Raw genomic sequence first — 22248 nt, 5'->3', positions numbered from 1 at the left:
GCCATTTTGCGCATATCGATCAGGCAAGAGGACGAGCCCTTGACTACATTTACAGAGGCGGAAATCAAGGCACGGGCCCAAGCAATTGCCAGCAGTCGACACAAGGTTGCCAAAGCGATCTTGGAGGAAGCATCTGTCAATCCACTGGATGAGTACGATGTTTTCCTAAGTTACTCGTCTCAGGAGCCCCATGAGATCATTTTGGGCGTGCGAGAGGTTTTGATTGGCTACGGCCTGACCGTGTACGTCGACAAGTTTGTCGACCCAAGCCTGACCCCGGACAAGGTTACGAAGGACACGGCTGAAACGCTTAGGACGCGGTTGCGCCAATCGAAGTCCCTTCTCTATCTTCACAGTGACAACTCGCATATTTCAAAATGGATGCCGTGGGAGCTTGGATATGCGGACGGCCTACATGGCAAGGTAGGGGTATTCCCTGTAACGGAAAAGGCGAAATCGAATTACGTTGGCCAGGAGTATTTAGGGATTTATCCCTACGTTGAGCACGCTGAGGACTCAACGACGAAGCTCGATCGACTTTGGATTTCCGAGAGTGAAACGAAATACGCCGCCCACGACAAGTGGATTAAAGGCGACAGTGAGATAAAGGAACGCAAGCGAACGACGTGATTCTTAGTACCCAAATGCCAGCGGTAATCGCCTTCAATCCGCGGCGTCGGTCACATCTGTTGCATCGCCAGCCGATGGTGGAAAACGATAGTTGTCCGCGCCCCAATCTTTCACCTTCCGTTTCGCTAGCAGCGCCCAGTCTTTTCGGGGATAAAGCCGAAGCACGATGTGCAGCGAGGCGTTTGTAAAGCGGAAGCGAGCATCGTTGACCGGCCAACCGGGCTCATCGGGTATCGGGCTCTCCAATGAAGAACACAGGCCTCGCACCTTGCTCTGCGTGAAAGATATTCCGTGGCGGGCGTGGGCGAACTCGTTGCGGATCTTCCGCAGCAAATTTATCTCGGAGTACTCAAAATCATCAATCAGAGCCAAGGCGCGGCAAGCCTCCGCACGAGAGGAGAATGTCGCGAGTGCCGCGTTTCCGTTTGCGATTAACTTGGCGGAGGAGGAACATTCGCAAAGAAACGCCTGCAGCGTCTCTCTAAGAAGTTCGTCGATGAGTGCTGTCGCTACAAGCGGCACCCCCCTCTCGGTCTCACCTTTCAACTCCTCGGCCTACTTGGCCAGGTCTTCCGCCGTAGTCAGAAGCATAAAATCTCCTTGGAAGGGGTGTCCGCCTCCCTACTACCGATAGTCGCATCAATAATCTATGCTGAGGCCTTAGCTCAATCCCATTGCTCCACGCGAACCGCTAATTTTCTGGTCGAAACCATCCCAAGGGTTAGTCTATGTCCGAACTTGCCGATACAACGATACTGATAGCCGCGAGCTGGCCTCCGCAAGCGGAAGATAATAATTTCAAGGTGATGTTCGAGGAGGCAACCGTTTATCTTTGCACGTCTTTAGTGGAGATGGGCGCCCAGGTGGTCTACGGCGGAAATTTGGATTTGAACGGCCTGACAGAGCGTCTTTCCTCACCCTTTTCCAGCCAACGGGCAGATATGCCTGTTTTCGTGCACGTTTTGGATGAGCCAAGCCTCGTGCGTGCGGGCTTTGATCGTGTAAAGCAGGTACTCCAAAAACGAACCACAGGCGCCATAGCGACATGGGCGTGTGTGGAGGACACCTTCGGCTATCTGTCGATTGATGGAGGGCAGATATCCGTGGCGCCAGTCGATAGTCAGCCGATCCTATTCAGCCGCCGCACGTTCCCCTCGTCTGTGTCGAATGCTGACGACGCCGCTGCGTTATCGTTCGCTCGCTCCATCAAGGCTGAGAAAGTTGACGCATGTATAGCCATAGGGGGCAAGACCGGCCTTCTCAGCAACCCCCAGGATCATTACTTCGGATTTTTTCCAGGTGTAGCCGAGGAGCTGATCGGCGTACTCGAGGGTCGCAAGCCCATAGTCCCGCTTGCTGCGTACGGCGGTTGTGGACGCGCGATTGCGGAGGCGCTTGGCCTTGAGCAATCGACGTCGGACAATTCCCCCCGACAGCCGGGCTACCTTGAGGCCATGGACCGACTTGATAAGTTAAGCGACTACATCCCAGACAAAGTTCGTGACGATCTTGCCCAAGTGATTTCTGCACCGCTTGACAGCGAAATCATAGCCGCCATCGCATCGATCATCAAAAATTGGGGTGAACCGAAACCCGCTAATAGGTCAGGTTATCGTACTGCGTGACGGCTCATCGCCTCCATCCGGGCGAGTACGCCTGTGCCAGGTGTACTATTCTTGTGTTTCAAATATGCTCGCCCGAAAAGCTGAGCGAATTCGAGGAATTGCATGGTTGATACGGCTCGTCCGTTTATCGTCGTCTATATCGTCTGGCATCCCAAATTTGCGCTGGGACGTGACATCGCGAAGGCGTTATTCGATCACTTTCGTCGAGAGAGCTACGAGAAGATTACCGGCGGCACAGGCATGGGCGTGGTCTATCGCTATGCTGTCGCCGAAGACACCGCCAAGCCCCTGCCCATCGACTTTTCAGCCGCCGAAACCTCGGCGGTCATTACCCTTGTTGACAAGGAATATGTGAGTGACCCGGTGTGGTTGGAGTTTCTTCACACGCTCGCCAGTCAAACCGATGCAGGTGGGCTTAGCACGCGGCTTTTTCCGGTGGTCCTTGAACAGGGCGTGATTGGAGACCTTCAAGTCGGCGAGCAGGCCATACGTTGGTACGACTGGGAAGGTACTCTTCCCGACCTCATCGGCAAGTTGATCGGCCACTTGACCTTCCAATTCTGCCGAATGCTCCGACATTACCTCGCTTATCTGCAAAAGCCGGGTAAGAGCGAAAAAGCCTTGCTCCGCTATCTGAAGAAAGTGGACATATTTTTAAGTCATTCGAAGCACGACGGGAACAAGGCAGGTGAACGGGTTTCCGAAGCGATCCGCGCGAAATTAACTCGTAGCGACGGACTAGGGAGTTTCTTCGACGTTTACGACATACCGCCTGGCCTGCGGTTTCAAAATGTACTGCTCTCCCAAGTGAAGGTGAGCGCTGTCATCGCGGTCCACACTGATTCATTCTCGTCCCGAGAATGGTGTCGACGCGAGATAGTTGAGGCTAAACGCCACAATAGACCGCTTGTGATCGCGAACTGTCTTGCCGATAAGGACGAAAGAGGCTTTCCCTACCTCGGAAATGTACCAATTATTCGATTGGATGATGAGAATTCCGGACGGGTGGATATTGTCATACGCGCGTTATTGGACGAGATTCTAAGGGACTTTTTGTGGCAGTGCCGAGTTGAGCTAATGCGTCCTAAGAAAAAGAAGGCCCGCATCACTTTCTTGCCTAGACCGCCGGAACTGATTTCGCTCGCGACCCTTGTTCCCCAGGCAGGCGGTAAGAAGTGGGTTGTCGTCTACCCCGATCCTCCACTTGGCGCGGAGGAAGAGCGGCTGTTTCATAAGATTGCCCCAAAGATACAGCTACGCAGTGCCACCGAGTGGCTAGCAGGAGCAGTTAGATGACCTATCGCGACGTCCTAGATAACCGTTCAATCGCGGTGTCAACTTCCGAGAGCCCGGACATGCCCGCCTTGGGACTCCGTGATGAGCATCTCCGAGACGCGATGACCGAAATAGCGCGGCACACACTCGCACTTGGCGCGAAACTCGTCTATGGCGGCGACCTTCGCGGCGACGGTTTCAGCCGACTCCTTTTCGAACTGGCAGCGCGGTATCGGCGCGATACCAAGAGTCAAAACATGGTGGGGGTGACGAACTACCTCGCATGGCCGGTCCATATTAAACAAGAACTCAAGGACCTTGATGAAACCGCCGCGGACCTTGAGGGTACGGCGGAGCTTCGTCTATTGGACATCGACGGTAAAGAAATCGGTTTGGAAGAGCGCCATCAGTTGCCGAAGCAAATGCCAACAGAACCGGAATGGGCGAAAGGCCTGTCCGCGATGCGCCACACCATGCTGGCTGAAACCGACGCAAGGATCATTCTTGGGGGCCGGGTAGATAAGTTCATGGGTGACATGCCAGGAATTGCCGAGGAAGCGCTGTACTCCCTTCAGGACAAGCAGCCACTTTATATATTGGGAGGCTTCGGCGGCTGTGCTCGCGATGTCGCCGAGGCAATCGGACTATTGGAATCAAATAGTACCCGGGAGTGGCCGGGTCGTGAGAAATTCGGTCCATTCAAGGGGAAGGGCCTGAAGAACGGTTTGTCGATGGAGGAAAACAAGGTGCTCGCCAGCACTCCTCACATTGATCAAGCAATGGTGCTGGTCCTCCGGGGCCTTACGAAATCGAAGCTGGGCGCCCACAAAGGGACGAGTGCTAGGCATTGAGCCTACCCGTGGCCGTGGTCAAACGTGGGCGAACTGGCTCGTATTGCTTGTAGCACCCAGTCTCTGACCACTGCTTTCATGATTGGTGTCCGCCTACTTTGGAGGACACCAATCATTTATACGGGCATCGCGAGCAGAATGGTCGCCGGGGCACCGGACCGGTTGAATAGCGCCCGCGCTTCGCCAGGTGCTAGTCTGCAACTATCGAGCGGTCCCAACGCTACTGACTCGGTCGTTGTCTCAACCGTTACTTCGCCCGAAATCACCAAGTAGATTTTCTCAACGGCCGCATCCTTCAGGGAGGTCCGCGCACCAGGCAACAGGTGCGACAGGCCAATCCAGATGGTGTCGGTGTTCGTTGCTTCCTTCCCCTGAAGGCGCAGGCATTGCATGTCATAGTGCTCGGCCGCCTCGTAGGGCCGAGCTTCCTTGTATCGCGTTACTTGCATGTCGGCTGCCTCACGGCTTCAGCAATACGCGGTCCGACGTTCCGCGCAGGACGGATGCGTATGCCTTGGCCGCGTCACTGAGGCCGTAGCAGGTAGCGGGATTGATCGGGAAAGGCTTCAACAGACCTTCCTCGAATTTCCCCTTCAGCCGGTCGAAGATGCGGGCGCCGTCGACCGACGATAGGGCGAGCGTATCGATGCCGATATATTTGTGCCGACCACGGAAGAAGTTGAAGATATCAAACGGTACGGCGCGATCGAAAGTAGAGATGAAGATTTGCCGCGCCTGTTTAGCCATCGCCTTGTTGGCCAATTCGAAATACGGGCTGCCGACGGTATTGAAGACGATATCGGCACCATGGCCGTTGGTCCGCTCGCGAACTATCGCCGCCACGTCATCCTTGCTGCTATCCAGCATTTCGACGGGGCCATTCGTATGGCCCATCAGCGGTTGAGCGTTGTACTCGACCGCGAAGACCTTGGCGCCCGCTAGGGTCGCAAGCTGAATTGCCGCTTGGCCGACCTTGCCGTTGCCGCCGCAGACAAGGACGACATCGGTTGGCTGAACGCCACCTGCTTCACGTAGCCCCTCGTACGCCGTGATAAAGGGAACACCTATGGAGCCCGCCTCTTCCATGGTGAAATTGGCAGGTTTTTGCCGTACAGCCTTCTCATCCAGCACCATCCATTTGGCATGGCTGCCGTCTTGGCTGATGCCCAATTCGCCACCACCACCCCAGATCTCGATGCCGATCATGTGTTTTGGTCCCTCGCGCACGATGCCGCCAAAATCGCGCCCAGGCGTGCGTGGCCAGACTGCATGCGGCATATGCCCAAGCGACGCCTTCACGTCGCTCGGATTGACACCGGCTGCCATGATCTCGACCAGTACCTGCCCTGGACCAGGCTTAGGCACGCCAACGTCGGCGACCTCGATCTGAAGGTTGTCGAGATCGGGCGACGGGCCGCTAACCCGCAGCGCCTTGCCCAACTTCGCATCAATCTGAATGTTCATAGTATTGTCCTTTCTGAGAACAGCCATTGGGTTCAAGACTGCAGTTTGAGAATGTCGCGGGCTTGCGGTGGGCTTGCGATGGCGCCACCCATCTTTTCGATGATGTCGCGAGCCCGCTCGACAAGTTCGCCATTTCCTTTCGCAAGGACTCCTTTGGCGATGTATGAGTTGTCTTCGAGGCCGACGCGGACGTGTCCGCCGAGCAGATAGGCTTGTGCCGCCATTGGAAACGACATCCGCCCGACGCCGAAGCCAGTCCAGGCGGCATCGCGCGGTAACATACGAGCGGCGGTCGCCATCGCGTCCGTTGTCGACGGGAGGCCATACTTCACGCCGGTGACGATCGTGAACAGGGCGGGAGATTTCAGCACACCGGCCTTAAGGAGATCGTGCGCAAGCTGGATGTCGCCTGTGTCGAAAACCTCGAGTTCAGGCTTCGCACCGGTGCTCTCGATGATCTCCGCCATGATCTTCACGTTGCCGGGCGTATTGATCACCACCTCGGCTCCGAAAGTCATCGTGTTAAGGTCGAGCGTGGCGATGTCGGGCTTTAACGCTACTATATGTTCGACACGTCGCTCGGGCCGCATCAACGTGGTCCGGGGACCTGCAACGGCGGGATTTTCATCGCTTGGGTGATAGCGACCGCCGGGGCCTGTGGTGACATTGAGGATGACCGCATTGTTCTTCGCGCGGATCCGTTCGATGACCTCGCGATAGTATGCAATCTCCATCGACGGCTTTGCCGTTTCCGGATCGCGGACGTGGATATGGACGATGGCCGCGCCCGCGTCCGCTGCTTCAAGACAGGAGTTGGCAATTTCCTCAGGTGTCACGGGGAGACCCGGGTGATTTTCGCGGGTCGTGAGATTGCCGGTAATCGCACAGGTGATGATAACGTTCTGTTGCATTAGAGATGCCTCCCACCGTCGACGACGATGCTAGTCCCCGTCGAGAATTTAAGATGCGTTGCACAGGCAAGGATGGCCTCGGCCACGTCGGTCGGCGTGGTGAGACGCTTCAGCGGCGTTGCAGCTGCCGTCTTATCCTTGAACTCTTGCCCGCGACCGGGAACGAACTCGGTATCGACCACTCCCGGGGAGACAGCCATGACCCGAACCGCCGGAGCGAGGGCGCGGCCAAGCGAGTTCGTCATAATGTCAAGGCCCGCTTTTGCGCCACAATAGGCGATGTTCGATCCGATGCCTGTGAAGGCGGCAATCGACGACACGTTTACGACCAGGCCGTGGCCGTTAGCGGCTAGCGCCGGAGCGAAGGCGCGAATAGTCGCAAACACCCCTCGCCAGTTGCTCACGAAAACCTGGTCGATGATCTCGTCCGTCAGTGCGTCGAGATCGGCATGTGGAACCGGCTTTGTCACGCCCGCGGCATTCACGAGGATGTCGGCACGCCCGCAAGCGGAAAGGGCCGCGGCACAGAAGGTCTGGATCGATGACGTATCCTCTATCGAAACCCGCAGCGCGATATGGCCGCTTCCCGGCAACGCCTCCGCGATCTCACGCGCCCTGGCCTCCCCGGATCGATAGCCGATCACGACTGTGGCACCGGCTTGGGCCAGCAGGCGGCATGTTTCGCTGCCGATACCGCCGGACCCGCCAACTACGATCGCGACCAGACCCTTGAGGGTGTCGAATTGAACATTCTCACTCATTGTCAGGCCTTCGTTCCAGAGATTGGCGGGATGGGATATGTCGGGTCGCCGTCGAGCAGCTTGAATGTGTATTCGCAGGTGTAGAAAGGCAGCTGCTCGCCCGGATAATCCGGATGCGGCTCAAGATGCTCGACAAAATCCCCCACGATCTGAGCCTTCGCACCGAAGACGACATCGGTTACGAGGGCTTCCTGTGTGTCGGAGAAAATCTGTGTAATCAGCGTCTTGTGACCAGGTGCTGAGACAATGAAGTGAATGTGGGCGGGCCGCATCGGATGACGCTTCTGGGCATGCAGCAAAACGCCGACCGGGCCATCCGTCGGGACGGGATAGCCAGCGGGCTTGACCGACTTGAAGCGGAAGCTTCCTTGCTCGTTCGTATGAAAGACGCCGCGCAGATTGAAGTCGTCCTGGTCACTGTCCTGGTTTTCGTAGAGTCCCACGGGAGAAGCCTGCCAGATGTCGAGCTTGGCACCTGCGACAGGCGCTCCATCGATATCGACCACGCGACCGGAGAAGAACAGCGTCGGTCCCGGCGTCTCGGATCGGGCGATACACTCGCCGTCGACGCATTCTGGCGCGTGGCCACGATAGAACGGACCGAGAAGTGCCGACATGGTCTCGCCCTGCATGCCGTCATTGTTGATCAGATCGATGAGGGTCGACGCGCCGAGAACATCGGCGGCCAGTACCACCTCGTTGTTGGTCTCATGGGTGTGGTGGCCGAGCGCAGCGATCCAGCGCAGCCCAAACTCGAACTCTTCTTCGGTCGGACGGGTCTCGATGATGAATTGGTGAAGATGGTTGATCAACGCATCCGTGATTGCCTTGAGGCGCGGATTGGTCGTTTTCGCCATTGCGGTCAGTACCGTTGGCGTCACGTCCGCGATCGTCGCGATTAGCCGGGGTTCGATGGTTACGTGTTGCATTGCTTGTCTCCTCCTGTGTGCTGGCGCGGCCGCTTATGCGGCGACGTGCGCCGTCCGTTGCAGGGATTGCAGATGAGGGTATTTTTCGGTCAGCAGAGACCCGTAATAATAGGTCCGCGCGAAGGCATCAGTCGCCTTGACGTTGCGCAGCCAAAGATCGATCTGGGGCGCATCGGCCCAGAGCTGACCGAGGTTGATGTCGTCCATCCGAACGATCACCGGCATGATGGCGATATCTGCCAGTGTCAGTTCAGCGCCGAGCAACCAAGGGCCGCCACTTTCGCGCAGCCAGTGAGCCATGCGGTCGATCCCCCGCTTCAACCGCCCAATCGCTTCGTCCATTTCCGACTGGGGAAAGCCCGTTCGCCCCATTTTCAAGAGGAACTCGCGTCGCAGCGGCTTACTTTCACAAACGGCGAGGAACTCCTCTTCCGTCATTGCCTGGTAATGCGGCAAGAAGGCCAGGTTGTATGACGGAACGCGGACGGCCGGTGTTGGAACCTCGTCGATGAAGCGCATCATTGCCCGCATCCTCGCCACTTCCATTGCAGCCCGCGGACGCAGAGGCGCGATGTCGCCCAGAATATCTTCGAGATATTCCATGATGACGGCGGAATCGACGACGGGCGTGCCGTTGTGAACCAGCGTCGGAACAAGACCATTCGGGTTGATCGCGAGGTATTCGGGCGTCAGTTGGTCACCCCTGAACAGGTCGAGTCTGTGCTCCTCGAAGGCCCTTCCCTTGGTGTGAAGCGTGTAGCGCACACGCTGACTGCAGGTCGATTGTGGCGCGTTGTAGAGTACGAATTCGGACATGACTTTCTCCTCCTGCCCCTTGGGCAAGTCCGTCACCATGGTGTTGATCGGTTATGGGGCTGTCGTCAGTCCCAGTTCAAAATCCGGGGAAGCTTGCCTTTCTTGGCAAGAGTTCCCACCAGGCCGAGAGGGAAGAAGACAAGCCCAAGCGCCATGATCAGACCCGTTCCGAGAATGTTGAGTTCGGAGGCACCCATTGTCGCCACGAACAGTTCGTTGAGCGCGACGATGGCGACAGCTCCAATGACTGGTCCCGCGATCGTGCCCTTTCCTCCGAGAATGCACATCAGGACCATGTTGGCCGAGATGCCGATGATCAGGAAAATGTTGGGCCGTAGGTAGGTCAGGTACTCACCCCACACCGCTCCGGCCATGCCAACGAAGAAGGCCGACAGCGCGAACGCCAGTACCTTGTACAGCCGCGTGTTTATCCCGGCACTTTCCGCCTTGATCTCATCCTTGGAGATGGCGCGGAGACCAAGACCAAACTTTGAGTGCTTGATCCTGTAGCTTGCCCAGACCGTGAAAGCGGCAATGGCGATAAACGCGTAGTAGTACGGCAGTTTGGTCCATTGAGCCGAGAGACTATTCGAGGGCAATGTCAGGCCATTCGTGCCGCCAATGAATGCCCAGTTGTCGAACAGGATCCGCGCAATCATCAGCAGTGCGATCGAGGAGATAATGAAGCTCGGTCCGCGTACCCGCAATGTGACGAGCCCGACGAGATAACCGACCGCCGCTGCGATGAGGCCAGCCAGCGGGGCGGTCACGATCGTTGAGATACCGTAGCGGGCAAGCAGCATTCCGGCCACGTAGCCACCGATGCCAAAGAAGACGCTATGGCCGAGGGAGATATAGCCTGCAAAGCCCCCTAGTATGTTCCATCCGGAAGCCATCGCGACAAAGGAAGCGGCAAAAAGCACGAGATGAAGGAGGTAGTTGAAATTGCCTGCGAACTGCAAAAGTGGCAGCGCAATCAGGATCGTGAGCAGCGCGAAAGGAAACCAGGTGGCTCGCGTTTGATCGGCCTTCAGCGCCAATTTCTCGTTATGCGCACGCCGGGCTTCAACCACGCTGTTCGTGCTTGAGTGAGGGAATGTGACCGTCATTACGCCATCTCCGGTTTTTCGCCGAACAGGCCCTGTGGCCGGACGAGCAGGACAATGAAAAGTGCGAGGAAGAATGTCATCGTCGACCATGTCGCGCCGATCCAGGTGCCGACGAAGGCCGCGACGACCGACAGGCCGAGGGCTGCCACGACGGTGCCGAGGATGCTCCCCATACCGCCGAGCACGACGACCGACATCAGCATAGCGATCCATTCCCAATGCTTGGCCGGGAAGAAGCTGAAGACGAAGCTGACAAGCGACCCAGCGGCGCCTGCGAGACCGATCCCGATAGCGAAGGCGAGGATGCTGATCGCGTTGACGTTGACGCCCAGTAGTTCAGCGGCTTCGCGGTTCTGTGTCGTGGCGCGGATCGCGTAGCCGAGCCGCGAGTATTTCAGGAACAGCGTCAGACCGCCGATAATCAGCAGCGAGACAATACCGGCGTAGAGCTGACCCTTCGGAATGAAGAGATCACCGATGAAGATCGCGTCTGTCGCGTAGGCCGGAGAGGTAATGCGCTGCGTGTTCGTAAACATGCCGCCGAGCAATCCTTCTGCCATCGTCGCGAGCGCGAAGGTCAGCAGCACCGTCATCTCGGAATACTTCGCGTTCTTGGCCTCGCGCTCGAAGAGGAGTTTGTAAAGCACCACCCCGACGGCTGCCATTGCGATCGAAGCGACCGGAACCATGAGGATGGGATCGAGGCCGAGGAGTTTGAAAGCCCAGTAGGCAATATACGCTCCGCCGATGATCAGAGCCGGATGTGCAAGGTTCACGATCCGCATCACGCCGAAGACCAACGACAGTCCTGATCCCATAAGTGCTATGACGCCGCCGAGCGCGAGCCCGAGCACCAATATCTGGATAAATTGAGCCATGTTGTTCCCCTTTCAGGCGGCAGCTTTCTTGCCACCAAGGTAGAGTTCCCGGATTCGAGGGTCGGCGAGAATGTCTGACGCAGGCCCTTGGAAGAGGGTTCGCCCAAGATCGAGCACAACGCCCCAATCGGAATTCTTGAGCCCCATCAGGGCATTCTGCTCGACGAGCAACACTGTGATGCCGTCCGCTGACATCATCTTCATGATGTCGAACATCTCTTGAATTACCTTCGGCGCCAGACCGAGCGAGGGTTCGTCCAGCATGACGATACTCGGCTTGATGATCAGCGTGCGGGCCATCGCCAACGTCTGCTGCTGGCCTCCCGACATCGTCCCGGCGTGCTGATCAGCCTTTTCCTTAAGCATCGGGAAACGCTCCAGGATTTCGTCAACGCGCCGGTGAAGCTCTTTCTGGCCATCGAGAATGAAGCCACCCATCCGTAGATTTTCTCGTACGGTCATCTTTGGAAAGAGCGCACGCTCCTGCGGCACGAAGCAGATGCCTTCCCGCAGGATTTGGTCGGGACGCATCCCGTTCAGTCTCTTACCCTTTAATATCACGTCGCCCTTGCGGATTTTGAGCATACCGCAGATTGACTTCAGCAGCGTCGACTTGCCTGCTCCATTCGGACCGATAATGCAGTGCACTTTGCCCGGTTCGACGGTCAGACTGGCACCATCGAGGATTGCCGGGCCATCGCCGTAGCCAGCGGTGATATTTGTGACTTGGAGGAGTTCCTGCATCAGGCCGCCTCCTCTTCCAGTACGCCACCAAGATAGGCATCCAGAACCTGTGCGTCCTTGCGAACGATATCCGGGGGGCCCGAACAGATGACCTTGCCCTGCGCCATGACCACAACCTTGTGGGATAGCCGCATGATGAGATCCATGTTGTGCTCGACGATAAGGACCGTGAGGCCCATTTCATTGAGCGCCCGAATCCGATCGACGATTTCCTCCATCAGCGTGGGATTGACGCCACCTGCAGGTTCGTCGAGCAGGATGATTTTCGGTTCCGACATCAAAAGCGCGGCCAAATCCATGAGCTTTTTCTGCCCGTAGGAAAGATTGTGCCCGTCCTCGTAGGCGATGCGCGTGATCCCCAGAAACTCCAGGATCGACATCGCCTTTTCTTTTTCCTCGCGGCTGATTGCTGGACGGAAGAGGCCGCGGAGTCCATTGACCTTGGACTGGACAATGACATTTTCGATGACCGTCATGTCCGATAGATTGCGCGATATCTGAAAGGTGCGGCTGAGGCCCTTGGCCGTGATCTTATGCGGGCGCAGCTGCTCTATGCGCTCACCGTCGAGCCATATCTCACCGGACGTCGGCGTGACGGTGCGGCTGATGCAATTGAACGCGGTGGTTTTTCCTGCTCCGTTGGGTCCAATCAACGCTGTGATCGAGCCTTTCTCGACCGTGAAGGAAGCGCCGTCCACGGCTCGCAGCCCTCCATAGTACTTGCATAGGTTTCTGACCTCTAGCATCGCCCGATCCTCCTTCGTTCGCTGGCTTGGTTTGCGAGGCGACTCTTGTCCGCCCCGCTCGAGGTTTTGTCAGAAGCCCGCCTTGGGATAGCTCAGCGGCGAAACTCCCTGAAACTCGTCCCTGGGATAGACGAACTTCAGCTGCCCGCCCTGCCATTGCGTCATGATGTACGACTTGTCCTTCGCGAGGCCGCGATCGTCCCAGGAGAAGCGTCCAAGCACGGTCCGCACCGGGCTGTCCTTCGTACGCGCGTGAAGCCATTCGGCCATCTTTGCGTTGTCCGTCGAACCGGATCCCGCAATGGCTTGCTCAATCCCCTGGCAGACAGCGAACGGGATGGCGCTGTCTTCGTCGGGGTCGACGCCATAGGCTGCATTGAAGGCCTTGACGAAGTCCGCATTGGTGAACGGCTTTCCTGCCAACGTGCTTTCGAAGGGAGCATCCTTGTGCCAGTTGGCGTGAACCATGACGCCCTCGGCGGCGCTTGCGCCGACACCCTCGATAAACTCGTGTTGAGCGCCCTGGCTGAGGTAGACGAACTTCGGCGTCGCGCCGACTGTCTTAAGCGCACGGGTCAGCTGTACGGCCTCTTCCTCCGATGCCGTCAGACCGACAATCAGTTCGGCGCCAGAACGCTTGATGGAGTTGGCGAGGTTGAGCCAGTCATTGAACCCATCGTCCGGCCACTTTTCCTGCATGACGACGTCAATGCCCGCTTCCTTGAGATATCCTGGCGCGAGGTCGGCGATCTGCTTGTTTGTTGCCGCGTCGACTACCTTCTCGCCAAGCAGGCCAGATGCGATCGCATTTGCGAAGAAGTCGTCGGCGTGGACGATGGCAGCTGACTTCGGTCCCTGCCCCGCAGGAATCAGGTCCTTGATAACGTTGATTACGTCTTTTCCAGTGTATTCCGCCGCGCCAACCTGGAAATAGAAGAGGTTCTTGTAGCCCTGCTCGTAGATGCGCAACGCACCGCCGGAGGGCACGGGGTGCACCATGTTGTACTTCGACAATATGCTTGCCACGGGATAGGTCAGGCGGCTCGAAAACGTTCCGTAGACGGCATCGACCTTGTCGACGTTGATGAACCGTTCGTATTGATTGATTGCGGTTGCCGGGTCCGAACGATTGTCGCTGACAACGAGATCAACTGGACGACCGAGGATTCCACCTCCGTCGTTTATCAGTTTCGTGCACAGCTCATAACCGCGTTTATGCTTTTCGCCACTGACGGCAAGGCCGCCGGTAATAGGTAGCGACGCGCCAATCTTGATATCTTCCGCATGAGCGGCTGCTGCATTCAACGCCAGGACAGTGGTTGCTAGAAGGACTGAAAGTTTCATCGAGGCTCCTCCATTCTCCGAAACTTGCTGTGCAATCGATTGCGTAAAGCCTCGCCAAAAGCCGCACTCCGACCGTGAAACTCCACGGTCACCTCCATGAACCGAGGATCAAGTTGGGTTACGCAATCGATTGCATTAGGAGGTAGCATACGTCTTATCATATCGTCAACAAATTCATGCAATCGATTGCTTAAATATCAGGAGACGCTAGTATGGCCTCCATTGAAGGGTCCAAGCACATGCTAAAAAAACGTATCACATTGAAGGACATAGCACGCGAGACCGGGGTTCACGTATCGACAGTCTCCCGTGCCCTCGATCCTGTGGAATGCAAGCACATTACAGAGGAAGTCGCCAATCGAATTCAATCCGCGGCCAGGACGCTTGGTTACCGCCCCAATCGGATTGCCGCAGGGCTTCGCACCAATCGGACCATGACTGTTGGGGTAATAATTCCTGACATCACCAACGTTATTTTCCCGCCGATCCTGCGCGGGATTGAGAGTGTTCTCGAACCGCTAGGCTACGCCTCGATCATCGTTAATACGGATAGTGATCCAGAACGGGAGGAACGATTAATCGATGTTTTGCGGGACCGAGGCGTCGATGGGATTATTCATGCGGCGGTCCTGCGAAACGATCCCGCAATCGCAAAGGCGGTTGATGACGGGTTGCCTGTGGTGACGCTGAACCGAAAGGTTGACGGTTCGCCCATACCTTCGATCGTCAATGACGATGATTCCGGGATCTGCCAAATGCTGCGGCATCTTCGCGACCTTGGTCATAAGCGCATTGCCCATATATCCGGTCCTCAGGATTTATCGACCGGCCAACTTCGTTTAGCTGCCTTTCGACGGGCGGCGGATGACATGAATGTGGAGGTCGAAGATGAATTGATCGAGGTTGCTTCACGATTCGACGAGGCAGAAGGGGCACGTTGCCTTCTCAACCTATTAGCTAAGGGCAAGCCATTCACAGCGGTTCTTTGCGCCAACGATCGACTGGCTCTTGGAGCGATTGAGGCATTGAGAGAGCGAAATGTCGGATGTCCGGAGCAGATATCGGTCACCGGCTTCAACGACATGCCATTCCTAAACCTCATTCAGCCTCAGCTTACAACTATCCGCATCCAGCAATTCGGCGCCGGAAAGGCGGCGGCGGGCATCCTGTTGCAGCTATTGAACGGCGATGGCACCGCTCCGAGGGAGACTATCTTGCCTGTAGAGCTTGTGGTCCGCAGCAGCACGGGCTCGGCCCCCGTTTCAAACTAGTGAATTATTCCTTCAAGTCGTCAAGTGACATCTCCCCTCCCCTATGGCCGTCAGCTTTCAACTTTTAGCCCACGGTTCTGAGGGCCCAGGTCGACGATATGAACGCATCGGGTCAACGTCGAGCTCCGACCGTGGGAAGATGCCAGTTATGTTGCCTTCGGTGGTCGGTACCGCTGAGCGGCATCACCGATTAAATACTATAGTTGATAAACTTAAAAGATGTAAACGGCGATCTTCCGGGCATGGATATGCGCAAATTGGTAGGCCGTAATTTTGCTCGTCTGCGCCACGAGAAAGGCCTGACGCAAGAAGACGTCGAGGCACGCTCCGGCTACAGTCAGCAATATTTGAGTGGCCTTGAGCGCGGGCGACGAAACCCCACTGTGATAACGCTCTACGAATTGGCTCAAGCTCTGGGTGTTAGTCATGTCGACCTCATAGCACCAGATGACGAGCACGCCTGATACTTCCCGTGGCTTGACGCAGGTTCCCGCTCCAGCGCCTGCCTTTTCCTGCGCCATCATTCTTCAAACCCGCATCTTCCATTCTGGATCATTTGCATCAAATTAGCGTTGGTTCGCGACGCCGCTAAAAGCCTCGTCATGTGCATGACGTAGCGTGGCAGCGGGCGGAGCGGGCTGAGCCCGGGTGCCCGATGACATGGGCGTCCCGAGGGAGGCTCACGTGTCTTTGCCGCCATCAAAGCAATCAATCCAGAAAGAGGGACCCTGATCATGCCATTCATCAAGACCACGGACGGAACCGAAATCTTCTTCAAGGATTGGGGTCCGCTCGATGCCCAGCCCGTTGTTTTCCATCACGGCTGGCCGCTCAGCGCAGACGACTGGGATGCGCAGATGATGTTCTTTCTGGACAAAGGCTATCGCGTGATTGCCCATGACCGGCGCGGACACGGCCGTTCCAGCCAGACGTGGCAGGGCAACGAGATGGACACCTATGCGGCGGACGTCGCCGCGCTTACCGATGCGCTCGATCTGAAGAATGCGATCCACGTCGGCCACTCGACCGGCGGCGGCGAGGTCGCCCACTACGTCGCGCGCGCAAAGCCCGGCCGCGTCGCCAAGGCCGTGCTGATCGGCGCCGTGCCGCCGATCATGGTCAAGTCGGACAAGAACCCGGGCGGCCTGCCGCTCGAGGTTTTCGACGGCTTCCGCGCGGCGCTTGTCGCCAACCGCGCCCAGTTCTTCCTCGACATCCCGGCAGGTCCCTTCTACGGCTTCAATCGCCCGGGCGCCAAAGTCAGCCAGGGCGTCATCGAGAACTGGTGGCGGCAGGGGATGATGGGTGCCGCCAAGGCTCACTACGATTGCATCAAGGCGTTCTCCGAGACGGATTTCACCGAGGATCTGCAGCGGATCACGGTGCCGACGCTGGTCATGCACGGCGACGACGATCAGATCGTTCCCTATGCCGACTCCGCACCGCTTTCGGTGAAACTCCTGAAGCACGGCACGCTGAAGACCTATGCCGGCTTCCCGCATGGCATGTGCACCACGCATCCTGATGTCATCAACGCCGATCTGCTGGAATTCTTCCTGGACTGAGATGGCGCATCATCCGCCGGGCTCTCTACGGACCGGCGATCGTGACGGATGAACACCGTTCGAACATTCGCAGGCGGATCCCTTGGGGACCCGCCTGCCGCACACCAACATCTACTCATCAAAGGAGACGCTCGTGACCTTACGAGATACCATTCCGAGCGGGTTGTCCCGACGCGACCTGCTGAAGCTGACGGCTGCCGCAGCGGCGATGCTTGCCTCGCGCAACGCGATTGCAGCCGACTTCCACCGCTTTCAGCACGGCGCGTTCGACATTACCGTCGTCAGCGACGGCTTCCTGACACTCCCCGCGGAGATTCTGCTGCCTGATGCCACGCCCGAGGAGTGCCAGGCGATCATGCAGCGGCTGGGCGGCAGTTCGGCAGCCGCCCCTGTTCAGGCCAACATTCCGCTGATCCGCCATGGCAACGACCTGATCCTCATCGATACCGGATCCGGCATCCATTTCCAAACAAGCGCCGGCAAACTGGCGGCGAACCTGCAATCACTCGGCATCGCGCCGGAAGCGATCACCAAGGTCGTTTTCACCCACGCCCATCCGGATCACACCGGCGCCACGACCACCGCCAATGGCAAGGTGCGCTATCCGAACGCGCAGTATTTCGTGAGCGAAGCAGAGTGGAGCTTCTGGACCGACAAGGACTACGAGACGCACATGCCATCCGCGCTTCATGACTTCGCACGCGGTGCGCAGCGTGACCTGTTTGCCGTCAAGGACAGGCTGACGCTGGTGAGGCCCGATCAGGAGATCATTCCAGGGATGCGGATCCTGCAGACCCGCGGGCATACACCGGGCCATGTCTCAATCGAACTGGCTGGAGACGGCGACCTTTTGATCACAGGCGACTCTTGCACCAATGACGTGATCTTCTTTGAGCATCCCGCCTGGCATTTCGGCTTCGATACCGAGCCGGAGATCGCGCTGAAGACCCGCCAAATGCTGCTGGATCGCGCCGCGACCGACAAGCTCAAGATGCTCGGCTATCACTGGAGCTACCCGGGCGTCGGCTATGCAGAACGCAAGGATACGTCCTACCGGTTTGTCTCGGCCTAGGTTTCGAAGCGGTTACTGCGCGTCGGCGGCTTCTGCCGGCGCGACGGCCGCCTGCGGCAGTTCTTCCGCAATCTCTTCGGCAACGGCTGCGAGATCGAGGTTGCCCCAGATCGACGCTGACTGGCGACGCTCCGTGCGGCGGGATGATTTGACTTCGACGATGAACGGCTTCGACTGAGCGCGCATGGGGTTCCTATTGAAAGGCGTTGAACGAATCCATCAACGCCTCAAACCTATGAAGCGTTCCGCGCCCGCGCAAGATCGCACCTCCCGCCGAATCCAGCCCCACACAGGCCAGGCACCGAGGGAACAAGCATGGGGCGAGCCGCGTTGCAGCTTTTCAATCTGCGTGGAGCCCCATGCAAATTCCTGCGAAAAGTTCTTGAAGGAAAGATCGATGTCGATTACCTACCACGTCGCCGAACATGATGGCGCCTGGGCTTACCGCCTGGACGATGTCTGGTCGGAAACTTTCCCAACTCACGAAGAAGCACTGGCAGCGGCCAAACACGCCGCAGAGCGACAACAGCTCGGTGGCCAGGATGCGGACATTACATATCAGCGTGCAGACGGCAGTTGGACAAGGGAACGGTCGAACGGAGGCGACCGCCCCGAAGCCGATGTCGTCGATGACGCCAAGGAAAAAGACTAGGAATGACCATTAAAGAACGTTTTCTGAAGCAGCAGCATGCCTGGATGCTCGGCGCATGCTATTCCCGCAAACATCCTGACTTCCATCGCTTTGGCGGCGTCGATGTTTCGATCTCGCCCCGCTGGAAAGACAGCGTTGAAACCTTCGTCAATGATATGATCGACACCCTGCCGCGCAGCCTCTCCGAGCGCCGGATGGCGCTGAGAAACCCGCGCCGCCCGTTCGAGCCCGGCAATGTGGAATGGGTGTTTGCAAGCAAGCACTACGGCCTTCGCGCTCCTGATGGCACGCGGCCCGATATGACGGATGCTCGTTCGCGCCGAGCGTAAGGCGCTTCTGTACAGATCACATCCTTCGCCGGCGGAAGCTCACCCAGAGGATTCTTTTGCCGGCGAATTATTCTAGGGCCTCAGATGCCGAATCCGGTGCCCCCTTGACGTGCCCTCGCCCAGATCAATGTCACCAACCAGTGATGCCATGCAGGCAGCTTACCCTGCCCGTCCGTTGAATGTCGCAGTCCCGTCAGCGCGGTTGGCCACGCAGATATGCTAAGCCACAGGCCCGATCGTTACCGGTGCTGCGCGTTTTTCGTCACCACAATCACAACAATTCCGACGATCGCGGCAAGAGCGCCCCAATAGACCCAAGGCGTCTGGTTGATCATGAAACTTTCTTCCGGATAGGGAAAATAGCCGCTGCCCTGTCCCATCCAGACCACTCCGATCAGGATGAGCAGACCGGCAAGAAAATAGCCAAACTTCACCATTCGATGTCCTCCATCGCCAGATGCGCGATGCCCGTTTCGCCCGCCGCTCTGGTTCTGCGGGCGTCGGTGCTACGGAGGCGACCTTACGCCTTCGGGAAATCGGCCGCGAGGCTCGTTCGCGCCATTCCTCGATCTGCGCCAGCCGCTGGCGCAACGGCAACACCACACCGAAACGACATCAATCAGGAAAGCCCGCGCGCCCGATCGGACACGCAGGCGATAGGACGGTTTACTGCAGCGTACGCGTCTGCATGTCCTGGCCGAGTGCCACGCCCTGATGAGCCTGCGTTCCAACCGCCACCGCGTCGAGGCCTGTCGCGACGACCGAGACGCGGAACTTGCCGTCGAGGTTGCGGTCGAAGATCGCACCAACGACGATATCGGCCTCATCCTGAACCTCGTCCCGGATGCGGCTTGCCGCTTCGTCCACTTCGAAGAGCGTCATATCGGTGCCACCGGAGATAGAGATCAGAACGCCCCTGGCGCCCTTCATCGAAATATCGTCGAGCAGCGGATTGGCGATCGCAGCCTCGGCTGCCTTCATCGCACGCCCCTCGCCCGAAGCCTCGCCGGTACCCATCATCGCCCGACCCATGCCGCGCATCACGGATTTCACGTCCGCGAAGTCGAGATTGATCAGGCCTTCCTTGACGATCAGGTCGGTGATGCAGCCGACACCGGCATAAAGCACGCGGTCGGCGGTCATGAAGGCCTCCGCGAACGTGGTCTTCGCATCGGCGATGCGGAAAAGGTTCTGGTTCGGGATGACGATCACCGTATCGGCCGCCTCGCGGAGCGCCTCGATACCGACATCGGCTGTCTTCATGCGGCGGTTGCCTTCAAAGGTGAAGGGCTTAGTAACCACTCCGACCGTGAGGATGCCGGCGTTGCGGGCGGCCTGGGCAATAACAGGTGCAGCCCCCGTTCCGGTGCCGCCCCCCATGCCTGCGGTGACGAAGCACATATGCGAGCCAGCCAGATGATCCATGATCTCATCGATCGATTCTTCGGCGGCTGCGCGACCGACTTCCGGCAGCGAACCGGCCCCCAGCCCTTCGGTTACATGCGCGCCAAGCTGTATGCGGCGGGATGCCTTCGATGTCGCCAGCACCTGCGCATCCGTATTGGCCGCGATGAAATCGACGCCTTCGAGATTTTCCGCTATCATGTTATTGATCGCATTGCCGCCGCCGCCGCCGACGCCAATTACTGTAATTCTCGGTCGCATTTCGGAAATCCCGTTCTTGGCGTTCGTCATCGCAATCTCCTTCGTGCGTTTTTCGTCATGGCTCCACCTCTTGTCGGGAACCGAATCGAGCATCAGCCTAGCCGCGCAACAAGGCAGAGCCGGGGCGAAAGAACAAGATGACACCCTCTTGAAACTTTATCCGGAACCTTTTTTGCCCTCGCGCTTTATTTTGAATCATCCCCTGCCAGAGAGAGGAGTACCGTGCAGATGCCTACGCCCGCCACCCGCCAGTCAGTTACCCCTCCAAACGAGCATATTCTTACCGCCCAAGAGGCCCTTGAACCGCTGTTCCTCAAGATCGAAGAGGAGGCCGAGGTCCGGATGATCGGCGCCGCCATTCGCGCGGGCTGGTCTGCGGAAGATGCGGTGGCAGCCATCGACGAGCTTCGCCGCAACGAGCTTCTTCCCGGCAGCGGTCACTAAAAAATCATTCGCCTTGAGGAAGCGATGACCTAAGTTCTGCGCGACCCACCAATCGCGGAAAGATCATCGCATGTCCCTCAAGAATATCTGCATCTTCGGCGCCGGTGCACTCGGCGGCGCCATCGCCGCCAAGCTTGCCTTATCGCTCGGCGCAGAGGCAACGGTTTCGGTCGTTGCCCGCGGCGCTCATCTCGCGGCCATCCGGAGCGATGGGTTGCGTCTCATTGAAGCCGGCGCAGAAGCACCCGTCACCGTCAATCTGACAGCTACCGACGATCCGAGGGAACTGCCGCCGCAGGATCTCGTCATCACCGGGCTGAAGGGCCATCAGCTCAGCGCCGCCGCAGAGGGGATCGGCCATCTGCTGAAAGATAGCACACGCGTCATGATGATCCTCAACGGCATTCCGTGGTGGTATTTTCATCGCGACCAGGACAGCGGGCATGCGGAACGGCAGTTCGACGAGCTCGATGAGGACGGCAAGCTTTGGCGCCTTGTCGGTCCGCAGCGCGTGATCGGCTGCGTTGCCCACCAGGGCGCAGAAGTCAGCAAGCCCGGCGAGATCAGGCTCAGCAACAAAGGCCACTTTATTCTCGGCGAGCCGTCCGGCGAGATCACTGCAGATTTGCGCGACATCGAAGCGCTCCTGCAGCGCGCCGATATCGGTGTGAGACTCTCGAGCCGCATCCGCGACGATATCTGGAGCAAGCTGATGGGCAACGCCTCCTTCAACCCGATCAGCGCGCTGACGCGATCATTGATGTCCGATCTGATGGCGGATGCCGCGATCACCGATCAGATCGGCAAGGTTATGAAGGAGGTAAAGGCTGTTGGAGAGGCACTTGGCGCGAATGTCGGGATGTCCATCGAGCAGCGACTGGAACAGGCCCGGCAAATCGGGCCGGTTCGCACCTCCATGCTGCAAGACCTCCTGGCGGGGAAGTCGCTGGAGATTACGCCGCTGGTGGGAATGGTCGTTTCGCTGGGCCGCCTGACCGCAACGCCGACACCGGTTTCCGAAACGATCCTGGCGCTGGTGTCGCAGCTTGACCGGGAGAATTGCCGACCGGTGACGTGAGTGCGCGAAGGGTCGAGCGGCTTGCTGCCTTCTAGTGAGCCGCTCCGAAATTGATTTAGGAAGCCTCCACAACCGCCTATGACATAGAA

The 22248-nt window shown here is 58.0% G+C and carries 27 protein-coding genes; 12 read left to right on the top strand and 15 right to left on the bottom strand.

Annotated elements, in window-relative coordinates; translation table 11 throughout:
- Positions 1–39 precede the first annotated feature (39 nt).
- Positions 40–630: a TIR domain-containing protein gene (locus K9B32_RS10220; protein ID WP_224561775.1), complete on the top strand. Its 591-nt coding sequence runs from the start codon at positions 40–42 to the stop codon at positions 628–630.
- Between the two features lie 33 nt (positions 631–663).
- Here K9B32_RS10220 and K9B32_RS10215 read toward each other — a convergent pair whose 3' ends face one another.
- Entirely contained in the window at positions 664–1152 is a 489-nt protein-coding gene (locus K9B32_RS10215; protein ID WP_224561774.1) for a hypothetical protein, read from the bottom strand.
- Positions 1153–1358: 206 nt separating this feature from the next.
- Here K9B32_RS10215 and K9B32_RS10210 point away from each other — a divergent pair, with 206 nt between their 5' ends.
- From K9B32_RS10210 to K9B32_RS10200, 3 genes are all read left to right on the top strand, one after another.
- Positions 1359–2255 carry a hypothetical protein gene (locus K9B32_RS10210; RefSeq protein ID WP_224561773.1) on the top strand — a complete coding sequence of 299 codons (897 nt, stop codon included), beginning with the start codon at positions 1359–1361 and terminating at the stop codon, positions 2253–2255.
- Between the two features lie 102 nt (positions 2256–2357).
- Positions 2358–3551, top strand: a complete 1194-nt coding sequence (locus tag K9B32_RS10205) for a toll/interleukin-1 receptor domain-containing protein (protein ID WP_224561772.1) — start codon at positions 2358–2360, stop codon at positions 3549–3551.
- Positions 3548–4381: a hypothetical protein gene (locus K9B32_RS10200; protein WP_224561771.1), complete on the top strand. Its 834-nt coding sequence runs from the start codon at positions 3548–3550 to the stop codon at positions 4379–4381. The genes K9B32_RS10205 and K9B32_RS10200 overlap by 4 nt, the downstream gene beginning before the upstream one ends.
- Before the next feature lie 116 nt (positions 4382–4497).
- Here K9B32_RS10200 and K9B32_RS10195 read toward each other — a convergent pair whose 3' ends face one another.
- From K9B32_RS10195 to K9B32_RS10145, 11 genes are all read right to left on the bottom strand, one after another.
- The gene (locus tag K9B32_RS10195) at positions 4498–4830 is read right to left on the bottom strand and encodes a cupin domain-containing protein (protein ID WP_224561770.1); all 333 of its coding nucleotides are present in this window, start codon (positions 4828–4830) and stop codon (positions 4498–4500) included.
- 10 nt (positions 4831–4840) lie between these two features.
- Positions 4841–5845 carry a zinc-binding alcohol dehydrogenase family protein gene (locus K9B32_RS10190; RefSeq protein WP_224561769.1) on the bottom strand — a complete coding sequence of 335 codons (1005 nt, stop codon included), beginning with the start codon at positions 5843–5845 and terminating at the stop codon, positions 4841–4843.
- 32 nt (positions 5846–5877) lie between these two features.
- Positions 5878–6756, bottom strand: a complete 879-nt coding sequence (locus tag K9B32_RS10185; RefSeq protein WP_224561768.1) for a 3-keto-5-aminohexanoate cleavage protein — start codon at positions 6754–6756, stop codon at positions 5878–5880.
- Entirely contained in the window at positions 6756–7517 is a 762-nt protein-coding gene (locus K9B32_RS10180) for an SDR family NAD(P)-dependent oxidoreductase (protein WP_224561767.1), read from the bottom strand. The genes K9B32_RS10185 and K9B32_RS10180 overlap by 1 nt, the downstream gene beginning before the upstream one ends.
- Before the next feature lie 2 nt (positions 7518–7519).
- Positions 7520–8446, bottom strand: a complete 927-nt coding sequence (locus tag K9B32_RS10175; RefSeq protein WP_224561766.1) for a dioxygenase — start codon at positions 8444–8446, stop codon at positions 7520–7522.
- A gap of 33 nt (positions 8447–8479) precedes the next feature.
- Complete coding sequence (locus K9B32_RS10170) at positions 8480–9262, bottom strand: glutathione S-transferase family protein (protein WP_224561765.1); 783 nt, start codon at positions 9260–9262, stop codon at positions 8480–8482.
- A 65-nt stretch (positions 9263–9327) separates the two neighbouring features.
- Positions 9328–10371 (bottom strand): branched-chain amino acid ABC transporter permease, encoded by a 1044-nt coding sequence (locus tag K9B32_RS10165; RefSeq protein WP_224561764.1) that lies wholly within the window; start codon positions 10369–10371, stop codon positions 9328–9330.
- Complete coding sequence (locus K9B32_RS10160) at positions 10371–11249, bottom strand: branched-chain amino acid ABC transporter permease (protein ID WP_224561763.1); 879 nt, start codon at positions 11247–11249, stop codon at positions 10371–10373. The genes K9B32_RS10165 and K9B32_RS10160 overlap by 1 nt, the downstream gene beginning before the upstream one ends.
- A gap of 12 nt (positions 11250–11261) precedes the next feature.
- Positions 11262–11993, bottom strand: coding sequence for an ABC transporter ATP-binding protein (locus K9B32_RS10155; RefSeq protein WP_224561762.1), 732 nt, complete (start codon positions 11991–11993; stop codon positions 11262–11264).
- Positions 11993–12739, bottom strand: coding sequence for an ABC transporter ATP-binding protein (locus K9B32_RS10150; protein ID WP_224561761.1), 747 nt, complete (start codon positions 12737–12739; stop codon positions 11993–11995). Before K9B32_RS10150 ends, K9B32_RS10155 begins: the two co-directional genes overlap by 1 nt.
- A gap of 69 nt (positions 12740–12808) precedes the next feature.
- Complete coding sequence (locus K9B32_RS10145; protein WP_224561760.1) at positions 12809–14083, bottom strand: amino acid ABC transporter substrate-binding protein; 1275 nt, start codon at positions 14081–14083, stop codon at positions 12809–12811.
- A 212-nt stretch (positions 14084–14295) separates the two neighbouring features.
- On the opposite strand from K9B32_RS10145, the gene K9B32_RS10140 reads away from it, so the two are divergent.
- From K9B32_RS10140 to K9B32_RS10125, 4 genes are all read left to right on the top strand, one after another.
- Positions 14296–15354 carry a LacI family DNA-binding transcriptional regulator gene (locus tag K9B32_RS10140; protein WP_224561759.1) on the top strand — a complete coding sequence of 353 codons (1059 nt, stop codon included), beginning with the start codon at positions 14296–14298 and terminating at the stop codon, positions 15352–15354.
- Positions 15355–15596: 242 nt separating this feature from the next.
- Positions 15597–15818, top strand: coding sequence for a helix-turn-helix domain-containing protein (locus K9B32_RS10135; RefSeq protein WP_224561758.1), 222 nt, complete (start codon positions 15597–15599; stop codon positions 15816–15818).
- Positions 15819–16088: 270 nt separating this feature from the next.
- Positions 16089–16919, top strand: a complete 831-nt coding sequence (locus K9B32_RS10130; protein ID WP_224561757.1) for an alpha/beta fold hydrolase — start codon at positions 16089–16091, stop codon at positions 16917–16919.
- Positions 16920–17052: 133 nt separating this feature from the next.
- Positions 17053–17991 (top strand): MBL fold metallo-hydrolase, encoded by a 939-nt coding sequence (locus K9B32_RS10125; RefSeq protein ID WP_224561756.1) that lies wholly within the window; start codon positions 17053–17055, stop codon positions 17989–17991.
- Between the two features lie 12 nt (positions 17992–18003).
- Here the strand turns inward: K9B32_RS10125 and K9B32_RS10120 are convergent, their stop codons facing one another.
- Positions 18004–18177 carry a hypothetical protein gene (locus K9B32_RS10120; protein ID WP_224561755.1) on the bottom strand — a complete coding sequence of 58 codons (174 nt, stop codon included), beginning with the start codon at positions 18175–18177 and terminating at the stop codon, positions 18004–18006.
- 211 nt (positions 18178–18388) lie between these two features.
- Between K9B32_RS10120 and K9B32_RS10115 the strand changes: the two genes are divergently transcribed.
- Complete coding sequence (locus K9B32_RS10115; RefSeq protein WP_224561754.1) at positions 18389–18643, top strand: DUF2188 domain-containing protein; 255 nt, start codon at positions 18389–18391, stop codon at positions 18641–18643.
- A 2-nt stretch (positions 18644–18645) separates the two neighbouring features.
- Complete coding sequence (locus K9B32_RS10110) at positions 18646–18972, top strand: hypothetical protein (protein ID WP_224561753.1); 327 nt, start codon at positions 18646–18648, stop codon at positions 18970–18972.
- Positions 18973–19211: 239 nt separating this feature from the next.
- Here the strand turns inward: K9B32_RS10110 and K9B32_RS10105 are convergent, their stop codons facing one another.
- Both K9B32_RS10105 and ftsZ read right to left on the bottom strand, forming a co-directional pair.
- Positions 19212–19409 carry a hypothetical protein gene (locus tag K9B32_RS10105; RefSeq protein ID WP_224561752.1) on the bottom strand — a complete coding sequence of 66 codons (198 nt, stop codon included), beginning with the start codon at positions 19407–19409 and terminating at the stop codon, positions 19212–19214.
- 229 nt (positions 19410–19638) lie between these two features.
- The gene (gene ftsZ, locus K9B32_RS10100) at positions 19639–20667 is read right to left on the bottom strand and encodes a cell division protein FtsZ (RefSeq protein ID WP_224561751.1); all 1029 of its coding nucleotides are present in this window, start codon (positions 20665–20667) and stop codon (positions 19639–19641) included.
- Positions 20668–20865: 198 nt separating this feature from the next.
- On the opposite strand from ftsZ, the gene K9B32_RS10095 reads away from it, so the two are divergent.
- Together K9B32_RS10095 and K9B32_RS10090 are read left to right on the top strand one after the other, a co-directional pair.
- A complete protein-coding gene (locus K9B32_RS10095; RefSeq protein ID WP_037117532.1) occupies positions 20866–21081 on the top strand; it encodes a hypothetical protein in 216 nt (71 codons plus the stop codon).
- A gap of 70 nt (positions 21082–21151) precedes the next feature.
- On the top strand, positions 21152–22159 hold the full coding sequence (locus K9B32_RS10090) for a ketopantoate reductase family protein (protein ID WP_224561750.1): 1008 nt from the start codon (positions 21152–21154) through the stop codon (positions 22157–22159).
- The last annotated feature ends 89 nt before the right edge of the window (positions 22160–22248 follow it).

The sequence above is a fragment of the Rhizobium sp. 3T7 genome (assembly GCF_020166565.1).
Taxonomy (GTDB): Bacteria; Pseudomonadota; Alphaproteobacteria; order Rhizobiales; family Rhizobiaceae; genus Rhizobium.
This window is presented reverse-complemented; position numbering and strand designations above follow the sequence as displayed.